This window comes from Acinetobacter sp. ANC_7635, from assembly GCF_056779945.1.
Map to the genome: position 1 here is coordinate 170,026 of NZ_JBWYIS010000001.1, position 13,246 is coordinate 183,271.

General features: G+C 39.6%; 16 protein-coding genes. 4 read left to right on the plus strand and 12 right to left on the minus strand.

Annotated features, from left to right (window positions below; all coding sequences use genetic code 11):
* The first annotated feature begins 272 nt into the window (after window positions 1-272).
* The gene (locus tag AC1M89_RS00805; RefSeq protein WP_481613714.1) at window positions 273-1,274 is read left to right on the plus strand and encodes a YrzE family protein; all 1,002 of its coding nucleotides are present in this window, start codon (window positions 273-275) and stop codon (window positions 1,272-1,274) included.
* 327 nt (window positions 1,275-1,601) lie between these two features.
* Here AC1M89_RS00805 and AC1M89_RS00810 read toward each other — a convergent pair whose 3' ends face one another.
* The gene (locus AC1M89_RS00810) at window positions 1,602-1,958 is read right to left on the minus strand and encodes a hypothetical protein (protein WP_035265701.1); all 357 of its coding nucleotides are present in this window, start codon (window positions 1,956-1,958) and stop codon (window positions 1,602-1,604) included.
* Between the two features lie 259 nt (window positions 1,959-2,217).
* Window positions 2,218-2,919: a putative quorum-sensing-regulated virulence factor gene (locus AC1M89_RS00815; protein ID WP_481613715.1), complete on the minus strand. Its 702-nt coding sequence runs from the start codon at window positions 2,917-2,919 to the stop codon at window positions 2,218-2,220.
* Window positions 2,920-3,321: 402 nt separating this feature from the next.
* On the opposite strand from AC1M89_RS00815, the gene glyA reads away from it, so the two are divergent.
* Window positions 3,322-4,575, plus strand: coding sequence for a serine hydroxymethyltransferase (gene glyA, locus AC1M89_RS00820; protein WP_481613716.1), 1,254 nt, complete (start codon window positions 3,322-3,324; stop codon window positions 4,573-4,575).
* Between the two features lie 144 nt (window positions 4,576-4,719).
* Entirely contained in the window at window positions 4,720-5,124 is a 405-nt protein-coding gene (gene rnk, locus AC1M89_RS00825; protein ID WP_481613717.1) for a nucleoside diphosphate kinase regulator, read from the plus strand.
* Between the two features lie 38 nt (window positions 5,125-5,162).
* Here the strand turns inward: rnk and AC1M89_RS00830 are convergent, their stop codons facing one another.
* From AC1M89_RS00830 to AC1M89_RS00850, 5 genes are all read right to left on the minus strand, one after another.
* Complete coding sequence (locus AC1M89_RS00830; protein WP_481595544.1) at window positions 5,163-5,567, minus strand: DUF3106 domain-containing protein; 405 nt, start codon at window positions 5,565-5,567, stop codon at window positions 5,163-5,165.
* Entirely contained in the window at window positions 5,557-5,883 is a 327-nt protein-coding gene (locus AC1M89_RS00835; RefSeq protein WP_481613718.1) for a hypothetical protein, read from the minus strand. The genes AC1M89_RS00830 and AC1M89_RS00835 overlap by 11 nt, the downstream gene beginning before the upstream one ends.
* Window positions 5,873-6,493, minus strand: coding sequence for an RNA polymerase sigma factor (locus AC1M89_RS00840; protein WP_481613935.1), 621 nt, complete (start codon window positions 6,491-6,493; stop codon window positions 5,873-5,875). Before AC1M89_RS00840 ends, AC1M89_RS00835 begins: the two co-directional genes overlap by 11 nt.
* Before the next feature lie 160 nt (window positions 6,494-6,653).
* Window positions 6,654-7,430: a TrmH family RNA methyltransferase gene (locus tag AC1M89_RS00845; protein ID WP_481595542.1), complete on the minus strand. Its 777-nt coding sequence runs from the start codon at window positions 7,428-7,430 to the stop codon at window positions 6,654-6,656.
* Window positions 7,431-7,480: 50 nt separating this feature from the next.
* Window positions 7,481-8,455, minus strand: a complete 975-nt coding sequence (locus AC1M89_RS00850) for a class 1 fructose-bisphosphatase (RefSeq protein WP_035265714.1) — start codon at window positions 8,453-8,455, stop codon at window positions 7,481-7,483.
* Between the two features lie 172 nt (window positions 8,456-8,627).
* Between AC1M89_RS00850 and AC1M89_RS00855 the strand changes: the two genes are divergently transcribed.
* The gene (locus AC1M89_RS00855; RefSeq protein WP_035265716.1) at window positions 8,628-8,813 is read left to right on the plus strand and encodes an NF038105 family protein; all 186 of its coding nucleotides are present in this window, start codon (window positions 8,628-8,630) and stop codon (window positions 8,811-8,813) included.
* A 47-nt stretch (window positions 8,814-8,860) separates the two neighbouring features.
* On the opposite strand, the gene pal is transcribed toward AC1M89_RS00855, so the two are convergent.
* From pal to tolQ, 5 genes are all read right to left on the minus strand, one after another.
* Window positions 8,861-9,433, minus strand: coding sequence for a peptidoglycan-associated lipoprotein Pal (gene pal / locus AC1M89_RS00860; protein ID WP_481613719.1), 573 nt, complete (start codon window positions 9,431-9,433; stop codon window positions 8,861-8,863).
* Window positions 9,434-9,461: 28 nt separating this feature from the next.
* On the minus strand, window positions 9,462-10,745 hold the full coding sequence (gene tolB / locus AC1M89_RS00865; protein WP_179998402.1) for a Tol-Pal system beta propeller repeat protein TolB: 1,284 nt from the start codon (window positions 10,743-10,745) through the stop codon (window positions 9,462-9,464).
* Between the two features lie 137 nt (window positions 10,746-10,882).
* Window positions 10,883-12,091 (minus strand): cell envelope integrity protein TolA, encoded by a 1,209-nt coding sequence (gene tolA / locus AC1M89_RS00870; RefSeq protein ID WP_481613720.1) that lies wholly within the window; start codon window positions 12,089-12,091, stop codon window positions 10,883-10,885.
* 3 nt (window positions 12,092-12,094) lie between these two features.
* Window positions 12,095-12,544, minus strand: a complete 450-nt coding sequence (gene tolR / locus AC1M89_RS00875) for a protein TolR (protein ID WP_481589753.1) — start codon at window positions 12,542-12,544, stop codon at window positions 12,095-12,097.
* Entirely contained in the window at window positions 12,545-13,243 is a 699-nt protein-coding gene (gene tolQ, locus AC1M89_RS00880; RefSeq protein WP_179998400.1) for a protein TolQ, read from the minus strand.
* Window positions 13,244-13,246 lie beyond the last annotated feature (3 nt).

Genomic DNA, 13,246 nt, shown 5'->3' on the forward strand with positions numbered 1-13,246 from the left:
TTTTATGTCTTTCAAACAAAACATAGTCCGTCAAATAAAATATTTTTAGTAAATTTTTATCAAAATTTAGTGCGTAATCTGAATTGTTAATCTGAGTCGATTGAATCGTGAGATGCTCCAATACTGACAAATAATAATATATTTAGTCTCAAAATAAACATAAAAATGCAAAATATTTCACATAAAATTTACATGGCTTATTTTAAATTTAAATTGCGGTATTGCCGTATAAATCACATAAATTATGAATAATTCAAATAAGAGGCACAACAATGTACGAAGAAAAAGTTTTGATCCAAAATCGAATTTCGTGGGCGAGTATTTTCGCTGGCGTTATTGTTGTATTAGCTATTTCAATTTTAATATCATTACTAGGCGTTGCATTGGGATTTGCGCTCCTAGATCCACAATCTACCACTGATATTACAAATGGCTCAGGGATAGCAATAAGCGTATGGACAATTATTTCATTGTTAGTATCGTTGGCTATTGGTGGATTTGTTGCAGGTCACTTAGCTCAAGCTGATGGTGCAATCCATGGCTTTATTGTCTGGTCACTTTCATTGCTGTTAGGTATCTGGTTTGGTGCAATGACCATTAGCGGCGCGGCAAAAATTACTGGTAGTGCGATTAGTTCAGTCAGTAGTGCTGCGGGTAGTGTAGCATCAGAAATTGGTCGAGGTGGCGTTAATATAACTCAGATCGGAGTTCAAGCTTTTGAGGAATTGGTTCCTTTACCAAAGCTTGAAAATAGTGATGAAAAGATGTCTGAGGCATTACGCAAAACAGGAATCGAGGAATTGCAACCCGAATTCTTAAAAGCGCAGGGTGAATGGGCAAAAGAGCAAATTAAGGTTGCTGCAAAAGAATTGGTGATTCATCCAGATAACAGTGATGCTATTATTCAAAAGTTATCAGAACAATTAAAAACTCGTGCACAATCTGTAACTGCTTCTATTAATAAGAATGAAGTCAGTGCTGCTTTAGCGAAAAATTCATCTCTAACTCCGCAAGAAGCGAATCAAGCTGTCAATAATTTCCTTATACAGCAGGATAAATTCTTTAATGATTTAGAGGCGAATATTCAATCTGCTAAATTAAAATACGCTGAACTAAAAGATCAAGCACGTGAAAAAGCAGCTAATGCGACTAAAGCTGCTGCAAAAGCTGCTTTATGGTCATTCATTGGTTTATTGATTGGATTGATTGTGACGATTTTTGCTGGACGTTTTGGTGTAAATCATTCAAATAATCGTTCACGTCATTTGGCTTAATTCTGTGCTTAAAATTAGAATTAAAAGTCGACCCATTTCGGTCGACTTTTTTGAATTAAAACTTTGTTCATATTCGCGAAACTTATTCTTATCTATAAATAAAAAAATTCAATTGTATTTTTTTTATACAGTTGTTGAAAAGTGTTAAAGTGACTTCACATCACATATTGAAAGTATTAAATTAAAAATCACAGTAGGTTGTAAATATTCAACGCTACTGACGAGTTGGACGGATCAATGACAGTTAGTTGAGTTCAGTTGAACAATAAATCTAACACTAGCCTTCCAACATAAAGCCCGCGTAAAGCGGGCTTTTTCATATCGGAATTATGCTTTAAACATGACTTCAACATCATATTTTCGAAATTCACTGAGCAGGTCTTGAATGATCGATCCACCCGTTTGTTCTGAAGCATTGAGCAGGACTTCTTTATTTTCAAGGCTATCAAAACATTCTATGTGATTGATTTGCCATTGATGATCTTGATCAGCTTGCTCAATGATAATACGTCGAGGCTGCAATGAGCCATCTGCTTGACGCGGAATAACATTGGTAATGGCGAGCTGGATTTTCTCCACCTGGTCATGGGCATGCAAGAAGGTGAGAACCCAATTTCCGACTTTTTTAAGATACATAGGATTATCTAAAGGATCAAATTCTAGAATTTGGCTGAGTTTAGACATAAGGCACCTATTTATACCGTTGTTGTATGATCGTATTAATATATTTATGACAAAGATGTTCTACTTCGCCTTAGTCTAATAGCGGATGAGGTGGGCAGTGTTGAATGAATAAAAATAATAAAAAATATTTAATTATCATGTGATTATATTATTTTAATTATTGGTGTAAATTTTAGTTTAATCGTTTAAAAGTATTAAAAAAAATAGTTAATTTCTCACTTTGAGGTTTAGGTTCAAAGTGAGAGTCATGAAATATTGCTTAAAGCGTATCAATTAAAGTTTTTTCTAAGGCTTTTTTCAAATAGGGATCCAAGTCTTCTTGTCTTAGTAACCATGAAACATAATCACTTGGAAGATCTACAATGGCTGTCCCACGATGTTTACCGAAGTTAATTGTACGAGGAATACGTGCATCTTCAGATACTTCATAGAGTTCTTCAATGTTTTGAATACCCAAATGATGAATAATGTGCATTAAGATATTTGCAGTCAAAATAATATCTGCGTCAGCTCGATGGGCACCTTTTAACATCTCTCTAGCTTTGCTACTGCCTTTACTAATCATATAAATTAAAGCAGAAATGTTGTGTGCTTCTGCATGAGGCCAAACTAGTCGAGAAAGAGCGAGTGTACAGATGGCTTTAATATGACTTGTTTCAACGCCGCATTGCTGAATAGCTCGAATATCATAATCAATATTATGACCAATAATATACGTCGTTTCTTGAGGTAACTCGAAGGTTCTGAAGTTGGGTTGATCTACTAAATCGCTTTCAAGAATATGATGAACCGCCATTGCAGCATAGGAAATTTTTTCGTCACCAACGCTATATAGTTGGTCAAAGATTTTTTCGCGATCAAGACTTAATTTGCCTTGTTCAATCTGAATAGGAGCATATGCAATTTCTATGGGCAAACCGTTTAATGTATGGGTTTCAGTATCCAAGATAATGGCTTGCATGCAAATGTCCAAGTAAATGATAAAGATGTAATTAATTTAACATTTTCAAATCTGAGCTCACAGTAATAAAGTCAATGAATTGTATAAATTATGCTGAATTGAACAAATTATGGGAATTATTTAGATAAGGTGCTCATTTAAAGAAATTTCGTTTTCTATGATATTGACGCTGCAAGTTTAGACTGTAGGTTGTTAAAAATAATTTTTAAAAATGAATAAATTTAAAAAGAATAGTCATAATTCAGATATTTGTTTTTAATAGTAATAGAGTGAACACACAAGAATTAATCAAATTTAATTGCAAACTGTTTAAACTTCATTCTCGAAATTTAACAAGTTCATGTTACAATACGCGCCAATCTTAGCACGGCTTAAAAGCCCTACATTAATAGGACCTCGCTAATGTTTGCCAATATCTCTATTGCTGACTTTGATCCAGAATTAGCTCAAGCTATTACGAGTGAAGATGCTCGTCAGGAAGCTCATATTGAGTTAATCGCTTCAGAAAACTATTGCTCTCCAGCAGTAATGGAAGCTCAAGGTTCAAAACTCACTAACAAATATGCAGAAGGCTACCCAGGCAAACGCTACTATGGCGGTTGTGAATATGTAGACGTGATTGAACAATTGGCAATTGACCGTGCTAAAGAACTCTTTGGTGCTGATTACGCGAACGTTCAGCCTCATGCTGGTTCTCAAGCAAACTCTGCAGTTTATCTAGCGCTTCTTAACCCAGGCGATACTGTTTTAGGTATGAGCTTAGCTCACGGTGGTCATTTGACTCACGGTGCTAAAGTTAGCTTCTCAGGTAAAACATATAATGCGATCCAATACGGTTTAAATCCAGAAACGGGTGAAATCGATTACGAAGAAGTTGAACGTTTAGCTGTAGAACACAAGCCACGTATGATTGTCGCTGGTTTCTCTGCTTATAGCCAAATCGTTGATTGGCAGCGTTTCCGTGAAATCGCAGACAAAGTAGGCGCTTATCTATTCGTTGATATGGCTCACGTTGCTGGTCTTGTTGCTGCTGGTGTTTATCCAAGCCCAGTTCAAATTGCTGACGTAACTACAACGACGACTCACAAAACACTTCGTGGTCCACGTTCAGGTTTAATCCTTGCAAAAGCAAATGAAGAAATTGAGAAAAAACTTCAATCTGCTGTATTCCCAGGTAACCAAGGTGGTCCTTTAGTTCATGCTGTAGCGGCTAAAGCAATCTGCTTCAAAGAAGCAATGGCTCCTGAATACAAAGCATATCAACAACAAGTTGTGAAAAACGCGCAAGCAATGGCTGAAGTGTTAATCGAACGCGGTTATGATGTTGTTTCAGGTGGTACGAAAAACCACTTGTTCTTGTTGTCTCTCATCAAACAAGACATTACAGGTAAAGATGCTGATGCTTGGTTAGGTGCGGCTCACATCACTGTGAACAAAAACTCTGTGCCAAACGATCCACGTTCTCCATTCGTAACTTCTGGTATCCGTATCGGTACTCCAGCTGTAACAACTCGTGGTTTCGGTGAAGCAGAAGTACGTGAACTTGCAGGTTGGATCGCGGATATCTTAGATTCTAAAGGTGATGAAACTGTCATCAACGTTGTGAAAGCTAAAGTTGAGACTGTATGCGCTAAATTCCCAGTTTACGCAAAATAATCTTCGACTTGAGAAAAGCCCCCTCAAGGGGGCTTTTTTATTGAATGTTGGAATGTCAAATCTGTCATTTTTAGATAGTTCTGATATAACTGATGTATCTATTAATTATTCAATTGTCGTTATACATTTGAATTGGAGCAGAAAATGAGCCATCCAAATATTATTATTTCGGAACAGGATTTAAATCGTTTAGAAACCATGTTGGAACATCAGAAGCAGATAACTCCAACGATGGAGCATTTAGAAAATGAGTTGGCTCGTGCTGAAGTCGTACAGCCTAAAGATATCCCTGCCAATGTAGTAACGATGAATGCTAGAGTGCTGATAACGGTTGCACCGTCCACTGAATCTACAGAGATTGTGCTGGTATATCCCCATGACTTTAAAGGTGAAAAGGGGCAGGTTAATGTGATTGCACCTATTGGTGCAGCAATCCTAGGTTTGGCGGAAGGACAAGAAATTGAATGGCCTCAGCCTGATGGGCAAACAATGAAAGTGAAAATTGATAAAGTGCTCTATCAGCCTGAACGTGAGGGTATATATCTTTAACTAAAAAATAAAGCCTCTTGTGGAGGCTTTAAAGTTTATTATTTCATCGTGGTTTGTTGCATATATTTATTTATATAAGTTTCGCGTATTTCCCTGCGCTGCTCGGCAGTCGTCGCGTTCATCATTTTTTTACGCAAATCATTTCGTTCACTTGAGCTCATCTGTTGCCAAGTTTCGCGCATTTGTATTTTTTCTTGTTCAGGCAGTTTAGTAAACCAATCCATTCTTTGTTGTAGAACAACACTTTGCTCTTCAGGAATTTCTTTCAAATTTTGATAGCGTTTAATCAGTGCTTTTTGTTCTTCTTCAGAAAGCGATTCCCAAGATTCATTAAGTTCAGAATTATTGTCTTTCGAGAAGATCCAAAAACGTTCATAGCCTGCAAAACTGGTTTGTAAAAAACCTAATGTGCAGAGTGCAATCGCTAAGCCTTTAGCTGCCATGAGCTGATTTATCCTCACCAAAAACAGATAACATTTCTAGATCTTCCATCATTTGCGGAGAAAGTTTAGGGGTGACAATCACTTGTTGTGGGCTTGGAGCTTCTTCCAAATCAAATGTATTTGGAAGTACCACAAATCCTGTGATCGCGGCTGCTAATGCAAAACCAGTAACTTTCCAAGTCATCAACTGAGAAAATAACGGTTTGTCTTTAATCTCATCGAGTACATGCTCCATCACGACCGCTTTATTGCGATGTTTTGATGCCAGTACATTCAATTTTTCAGTCACTTGTTTCGTAAATTCATCATGATTCATCCGATGATCCCCCGTCATTTGGGTTTAAGTGAGACAAAGCAGATCTTAAGCCCTGTATAGCTCGATGGTAATGGGTCTTCACACTGCCTTCTGAACAATTCATGATTTCGGCTGTGGTTTGTGTGTCAAACCCTTCCCATGCTCTCAACATAAATGCTTGTTGTTGGCGAACAGGTAACTTAGAAATTGCATTTTGAATCTCCTCAACAGCCATCTCTTGTGCAAGAAATTGCAGCGGATTAGGTGTTGATTCATCCACAATATTGATGGTTTCGTCATCATCTTCATCGTGGTTATTTTTTTTAAATAACGAGAATGGAAAAGCCCGTCGAGATTCTTTACGACGCCAATCCTGAAGTTTGTTATTTAAAATGGTATAGAAAAGGGGATACCACTCTGCAGTGGATTTATCAGCATATGATTTATGCAAAGATATAAAAGCTTCTTGGACTAAATCCATGGCAATGCCATTGTGTCCTTGAGTTGCGCTTTCCATCATCACCAATGCACGCCCAGAGACGTCTTGCATAAAATATTTAAGACGTTGTTCTGCCGTATTCAAAAGAACACTCGAATCTTCAGGCTTGACTTTTTTTGGTGCTAAATCCATAGAGATGGAAAATCCCGTCATTGGGTACCCACCATTATTTTCTAATCGTTACTTATATAACGTCAAAACATAATGGTAGGTTGACAATCTAAGCAACTATTTTTTAGCAGTTTAATAGATTTTTTTATTTTCAGTGACTTCGTTAATATATTTTAACGAATCATATCCGTTGGCGTACCATTTCAAAGAAACAAATCGATCCGGCAACTGCAACGTTTAATGATTCTTGACCACCCGGTTGGGGAATGGTAATTGCTGAAGCATGCGCTAGGGCATATTCCGAAACGCCTTGACCTTCATTGCCCAGTACCCATACGCAAGCTTGAGTTAAGTCTTTTGCATATAAACTTTCTGATTCATGTGAGCTCGTGACATACACGGGAATTTTGAATTGAGACAGCACATCTTCAAGCGCAACGTTTTCATAGGTTTTTAATGAAAAGTGCGCACCCATTCCTGCTCGTAATACGCGAGGAGACCACAAAGATGCTGAACCTTTGGTGCAAACAACTTGTTCAATACCTGCAGCCGCAGCTGAACGAAGTAATGTACCCACATTGCCTGGATCTTGAACATTTTCAAGAATTAAAGTGTCTTGAGTATAATCTAGAGCATCACGTTGAGTTGGTAAATCCACAATCGCTAAACATGCTAAGGTGGTTCCTAGCGTGCTAATGTCTTTATAGAGTGATTCACTAATAACAAACACTGAACCTGTATAGTGTTGTGCGATTTCGTCAAAATCGGCGTGTTCCATTGCTTTTTCAGTGGTAAAAATCGAATTCAATTTACGATTTTTTTCTAACCAAGCTAAGCACAAATGTGTGCCTTCTAGAACAGTTTGGCCTTGCTTTTTACGGTAACTATTTTGATCAATTAAACCACGTAAATGTTTAATTTTCGGGTTGTCTTTAGATTCTAAAAAGATAATGGCCATTCAGTTTGACTTCCATGAGAGCCTAAATCAATAGGCTCTCAATTGTAAAATTATTGATGATAAGCAGTAACAAGCTCAACTTCATTTTTTGAACCAATAACGACTGGTACACGTTGGTGAAGTTCAGTCGGTTGGATTTCCATAATACGCACGCGACCTGTTGTCGAAGCACCACCTGCTTGTTCCATGAGCATACTCATTGGATTTGCTTCATACATAAGACGTAGACGACCTGCTTTCTTAGGATCTTTGGTATCGTAAGGGTATAAGAAGATCCCACTACGGCAAAGAATACGGTGGATATCACCAACCATGCAGGCAACCCAACGCATATTAAAGTCTTTTTCACGTACAGATGTTTTACCCGCTTGTAGCTCACCAATATAGCGTTGAACAGGTTCTTCCCAATGACGTTGGTTTGAAGCATTAATGGCGTATTCTTTTGTATCGGCATCCACTTGGATATTTTCAGTCGTCAACAGGAATGTTTTTGACTCTGGATCAAATGTAAAGAAAACAGTACCTGCACCAACGGTTAATGCCATCATAGTTGATGGGCCATATAACACATAACCAGCTGCGACTTGTTCAGTGCCTGCTTGAAGGAAATCTTCTGCTTGTGTCACTGAATTTTTGGCAGGTAGGATAGAGAAGATGGTGCCAACACACATATTGATATCGATATTACTTGAGCCATCTAGTGGGTCAAATAAAACTAAATACTTACCGTTCTCTTGTGCTGGTGTAAACTCATCGAGTTCTTCAGAAGCTAAACCGCCTACATTTGCGTTGTTTTTTAGCGCATCAATTAAATAGTCATTTGAAATAACATCTAATTTTTTTTGCGCTTCACCTTGTACGTTTTCATTACCAGCACTACCTAATACACCCGCTAAGGCACCCTTTTGCAATGCTGAATCGATGGTTTTACACGTTTCAGCAATGGTTTCAATCACATTAGAGAGTTCAGGCGTTAGATTTCCTTGTTGTTGTGCAAGATATTGTGACAAGGTGAGGTATGACATTACAAGGACGCTCCTAAAAGCTTTAAAAGAATAAAATTTGGATCTTGGGCTATTTTAGATGAGTTCAGTGCAAAATAGAAATTATCCTGCGTTATTTGTGGTGATTTTGCACTTGCCAGAGTTTTAGAACATGGTATGTTGATAGGAGGATGATTTTAAAAGGAGCTTTAAAATGAGCATTCAAAAGTTTGAAGCAACTCCAACGCCAGGTGAGGCAATCGACTTAAACGAAATTAGTTCAGAGAGTTCCAAGGAAGCATGGAAACAGTACGAGGCTAAACCTGAATATAAAGAGTTTAATAAGCATGACATGATTGAGTCTATGCAAGTGCCCATGCCAGACTCGCAAAGGTCTTAAACCTGATGTAAAAAAAGCGCTCGAATTGAGCGCTTTTTTTGCATTCATTAGCGAAGAAGTGGTGGCACTGCTTCATAATTGAGTTCTACACGACGGTTTTCTTTCCACGCAGCTTCATTATTACCTGTATTAATTGGCATTTCTTTACCATAACTCACAGCTTCGAGTTGGTTTGGATTTACACCATTTGTAATTAGATAACTTTCAACTGCTTTGGCACGTCGCTCACCCAAAGCCATATTGTATTCACGCGTTCCACGTTCATCGGTATGACCAGTTAATGCGATTTTAGAGTTTGCATTTGCCAATAAAAATTGTGCATGTGCTTGGAGGGTTTGATAGTCCTCAGTAGATAGCTCACTGCTGTCATAATCAAAGTGAACAACACGTTTAGCCAAGAAAGCTTTATTGGCTTCAGTTACCCCTTTAGCAGAAGCACCCGTTAAGTTTTGAGCATTTAATGCTGCATCTTCACTGAGACCAGTCGTATTTACAGAGGTGGACGTTGATGGTGGTGTCATCGTAGTGGTATCTGTAGTTGCTGGTTTACGGCTTGCGCACCCCGTCATTACTAAACTTACAGCAATGAGTGGAAGAGCAAACGTTTTAATCGCGTTCATGTTCATCTCCTTGAAAGATTAAATTCGATTATTTAGGTGCCCAAGCAGGTTCACGAACTTCACCTTGCTCGCTAGGTAAATTCATGCGGAAGCGGCCGTCTGTAGACATAATCGATAACAATCCACGGCTGCCTTCACGTGTCGCATATACGACCATTTGACCATTTGGTGAAAAGCTTGGTGATTCATCTAAACTGGTTGGCGTTAATATGTTCGTGATCCCAGTGGAGATTTCCTGAATTGCTACCTTATAGTTGCTACCTGAAGGGCGATGTACTAAAGCAACATATTTACCATCGGCACTTAAACTGCCACGTGCGTTGAATGCTCCGCGGAAAGTCAAACGTTTTGTTGAACCATCAGCAAACGTGTAATGATAGATCTGTGCTGAACCACCACGGTCTGAGGTAAAGATAAAACCTTTACCATCTGGGGTATAGCGAGCTTCTGTATCAATTGCTGTATTATTTGTCATACGCTTCACTTGGCGCGTATTTAAATCCATTTGATAAATTTCAGGGTTGTCATGCATTGAAGCAGTGAACAACATGCTTTTACCATCTGGGGAAAAACTTGGCGCACCGTTTAAGCCACGGAACCCAGCTAATTTTTCACGTTGTCCAGTCGCTAAATCTTGAACATAGATCGCTGGACGTTTAGTTTCGAATGAAACATAAGCGATTTTTTTGCCATCAGGTGTCCAAGCAGGGGATAAAATTGGATCGCGCGAACTCAATACAGTGCGTGGTTGTTCGCCGTCCGTATCTGCGATTTGTAAAGTATAGCGATTATCAGGAGTCGCAGGATTTCGCAAAACATAAGCGATGCGACCACTAAAGTCACCAGGAATACCTGTTAATGCTTGGTAAATCGCATCACTGATCATATGTGCTGCAGATCGAATTCGCGATGGTGGTACAGTTAATAGTTCATTGAGCAAATATTGTTGTTTTTGGACATCATAGAGTTGGTAATGAACAGCCAGTGAGCCATCAGGATTGGTTTTAACTTCACCATTCACAACATAAGGTACGCCTGCAGATTGCCAAGCAGCACCATTGGCTTGATTGATGGTTGCTGTTGCAGGTAAATTTTTAGATGAACTGGTAAAGCGACCTGAACGGTTTAAATCTTGCTCTACAACAGGGTATAAGCGTTGATCACCTACGAATGGCACGATAGCAATTTTTGGTGCTTCTTCAGGTGCTTTAGCAATTTCAAGATGAAGCTGTGCATAAGAGGTCGTAATGAGAGCAGGGCTAAATGCTGCCAAAATTGCTAAACCGAGAAGATGTTTTGAGATCATTTTCATGAGAGGTCACGTACTCAAGATACTAATTTTTCGAATATTCTAGCTTTTTAGCATATAGCTCCGTACCGAATCTATATAAAGCGTGTAATTATCCGCAATTCATAAAAAAACCTTTCGACGAATCGAAAGGTTTTTTATTATTTCACGGTGAATGAAGAAGTGAAACTACGAGCTTCACGCCTTGCATCAGGATCGGATGGCATCGGATATGGTGCTGCTGCACGAACAGCCTGTTCAACACTGGCTTTGACATCTGGATCTGATGCATTGACGATGACTGAAGTCACAGAACCACTGTCAGATAATGTCACGCGTGCTGTCGCTTTTTGACCTGAAGAGCCTATTGGCATTCTCCAAGCACCTTTAATTTTTTGCTCAAAGTCTCTTTTTGCTGAAGAAGCGATGCGTTTAGATTCAGCTTTTTTGTTGGCTGCTTCTTGTCTAGCTTTTTCAGCGGCAGATTCTCGAGCTTCAGCTTCGGAACGTTCTTTGGCTTCAGCGTCTGCTTTTCTTTGTGCTTCCTGACGAGCTTTCGCATCAGCCTCTTGTTTAGCTTTGGCATCAGCTGCAGCCTTAGCTTTACGATCAGCATCCTGTTTGGCTTTTGCATCTGCTTCCGCTTTACGATCAGCCTCTTGTTTGGCTTTGGCTTCAGCAGCAGCTTTGGCTTTCCGATCGGCTTCTTGTTTGGCTTTAGCATCGGCCTCTGCCTTAGCTTTCCGGTCAGCTTCTTGCTTAGCTTTGGCTTGAGTTGCCTCAGCTTTAGCTTTACGATCAGCTCCTTGTTTCGCTTTTAAAGCCGCATCAGCTTTCGCCTTTTGTTGTTCCTGTTTTGCGTTTTGCTCTGCTGCTTTGGCTTTTTGGGCGGCCTCTTGTTTAGCTCTAGCATCGGCCTCAGCTTTAGCTTTACGATTCGCTTCTTGAGTCGCTTGACGTTGTGCTTCAGCCGTTGCTTTACGTTCGGCTTCTTGTTGAGCTTTAACCGCAGCCGCTTGCTCAGCTTTACGGTCGGATTTTGGCTCTTCGACTTTTGGTTGAGCTGGAGGAGGTACAGCAGGCGCAACAGGAATCACAGGAGCATTTTGAATCGGCTCATTGGTCTGTTGAACATTTTCTTGAACGTTCTGGTGCGCTGTATCTGAATGATCAGATTCAACCAATGGCGTGGGTTCAGGTGGTACCAGATCCTCAGGTTTCACTAAAACTGTTTTAACAGTTTTAGTTGGCTCAGGAGGTTGAGTCAATCCAAGAAACAATAAGCCTGTGATCGCAATCACATGGACTGCAACAGTGAATCCGATTGCAATTTTCTTTTCTTTTGAAAAGCGGGAGTTAGATTCTTTCATAGCTTATTGAATCGGTTTGGTCAGCAAGCCAACTTGATTGATCCCTGCATCTTGTAAGTTAGACATGAGCGTCATCACCTCACCATAAGGTCGAGTATTATGACCATTGATGACGACACTAAATTGTTTATTCTCACGTTCAGCAATTTGTTGTGCATCACGAAGTGTCTGTTGTAATTCTTGCAAGCTCAGTGGACTTGGTTGGCTACCCTTGTATTCTAAAAAGTATTGTCCTTGTTGATCTAAAGTCACCATAGCTGGTGCATCCTTAGATTCAATCGGTACACTGTTTGCTTCAGGTAAATCAACTTTTATGCCACTTGTGATCATTGGTGCGGTCACCATAAAAATCACTAAAAGTACTAACATGACATCAATATAAGGAACTACATTCATGTCACTGTTAAGTGGCTTTTTGATGCGTTGGAAACGCCCTGAGCGACGAACGGCCATTTATTCAGCTTCCTGTGTAGAACCCACAGATCGACGTTGTAAAAGCGCCACCATTTCTTCAGCAAACAAGGAACGATCGGAGTAAATTTCTTCACTTTTGGCCGTATAGTGGTTGAATGCAAGTACTGCAGGAATCGCAGCAAATAAACCAATAGCAGTCGCAATGAGGGCTTCCGCGATACCTGGTGCGACAGTTGCTAGCGTCACTTGATCGACTTGGGCTAAGCCGATAAAAGCATTCATAATGCCCCAAACTGTACCAAATAAACCAACATAGGGCGCAACTGAACCAATACTGGCAAGTGCACTGAGGCCTTGTTCCATACGGCTCTGATCTCGGCTTAAACCCACCCCAAGAATACGCTCTGTGCCATCAATGACTTGTGCTGTTTCAGCTTTGGTTTTTTTGAGTTTGAGAAATTCTGCAAAACCAAGATAAAAAACATCTTCCAAGCCTTCACGCTTAGAGTTGACTTGTGCATTGTTATATAAAGTGTTGAGTTCTGCACCAGACCAAAAAATCTTCTGAAAATGATCATCACCTTGGCGAGCTTTCTTAAACGTCATATGTAACTTGGCAATAAGGTACCAGCTAAAGAGTGAAGCTAGTACCAACACCAGCATGACCAGTTGTACGACTGGACTCGCTTGAAGAATTAAATCTGTGACGTGAAGTGAAGATTCGAGTTGTGTTGCCATAGT

Excerpts from the sequence above, each read along its gene's own strand:
- AC1M89_RS00805 (WP_481613714.1), top strand. The coding sequence starts at position 273 with ATGTACGAAGAAAAAGTTTTGATCCAAAATCGAATTTCGTGGGCGAGT.
- AC1M89_RS00810 (WP_035265701.1), bottom strand. The coding sequence starts at position 1,958 with ATGTCTAAACTCAGCCAAATTCTAGAATTTGATCCTTTAGATAATCCT.
- AC1M89_RS00815 (WP_481613715.1), bottom strand. The coding sequence starts at position 2,919 with ATGCAAGCCATTATCTTGGATACTGAAACCCATACATTAAACGGTTTG.
- glyA (WP_481613716.1), top strand. The coding sequence starts at position 3,322 with ATGTTTGCCAATATCTCTATTGCTGACTTTGATCCAGAATTAGCTCAA.
- rnk (WP_481613717.1), top strand. The coding sequence starts at position 4,720 with ATGAGCCATCCAAATATTATTATTTCGGAACAGGATTTAAATCGTTTA.
- AC1M89_RS00830 (WP_481595544.1), bottom strand. The coding sequence starts at position 5,567 with ATGGCAGCTAAAGGCTTAGCGATTGCACTCTGCACATTAGGTTTTTTA.
- AC1M89_RS00835 (WP_481613718.1), bottom strand. The coding sequence starts at position 5,883 with ATGAATCATGATGAATTTACGAAACAAGTGACTGAAAAATTGAATGTA.
- AC1M89_RS00840 (WP_481613935.1), bottom strand. The coding sequence starts at position 6,493 with ATGGATTTAGCACCAAAAAAAGTCAAGCCTGAAGATTCGAGTGTTCTT.
- AC1M89_RS00845 (WP_481595542.1), bottom strand. The coding sequence starts at position 7,430 with ATGGCCATTATCTTTTTAGAATCTAAAGACAACCCGAAAATTAAACAT.
- AC1M89_RS00850 (WP_035265714.1), bottom strand. The coding sequence starts at position 8,455 with ATGTCATACCTCACCTTGTCACAATATCTTGCACAACAACAAGGAAAT.
- AC1M89_RS00855 (WP_035265716.1), top strand. The coding sequence starts at position 8,628 with ATGAGCATTCAAAAGTTTGAAGCAACTCCAACGCCAGGTGAGGCAATC.
- pal (WP_481613719.1), bottom strand. The coding sequence starts at position 9,433 with ATGAACGCGATTAAAACGTTTGCTCTTCCACTCATTGCTGTAAGTTTA.
- tolB (WP_179998402.1), bottom strand. The coding sequence starts at position 10,745 with ATGAAAATGATCTCAAAACATCTTCTCGGTTTAGCAATTTTGGCAGCA.
- tolA (WP_481613720.1), bottom strand. The coding sequence starts at position 12,091 with ATGAAAGAATCTAACTCCCGCTTTTCAAAAGAAAAGAAAATTGCAATC.
- tolR (WP_481589753.1), bottom strand. The coding sequence starts at position 12,544 with ATGGCCGTTCGTCGCTCAGGGCGTTTCCAACGCATCAAAAAGCCACTT.
- tolQ (WP_179998400.1), bottom strand. The coding sequence starts at position 13,243 with ATGGCAACACAACTCGAATCTTCACTTCACGTCACAGATTTAATTCTT.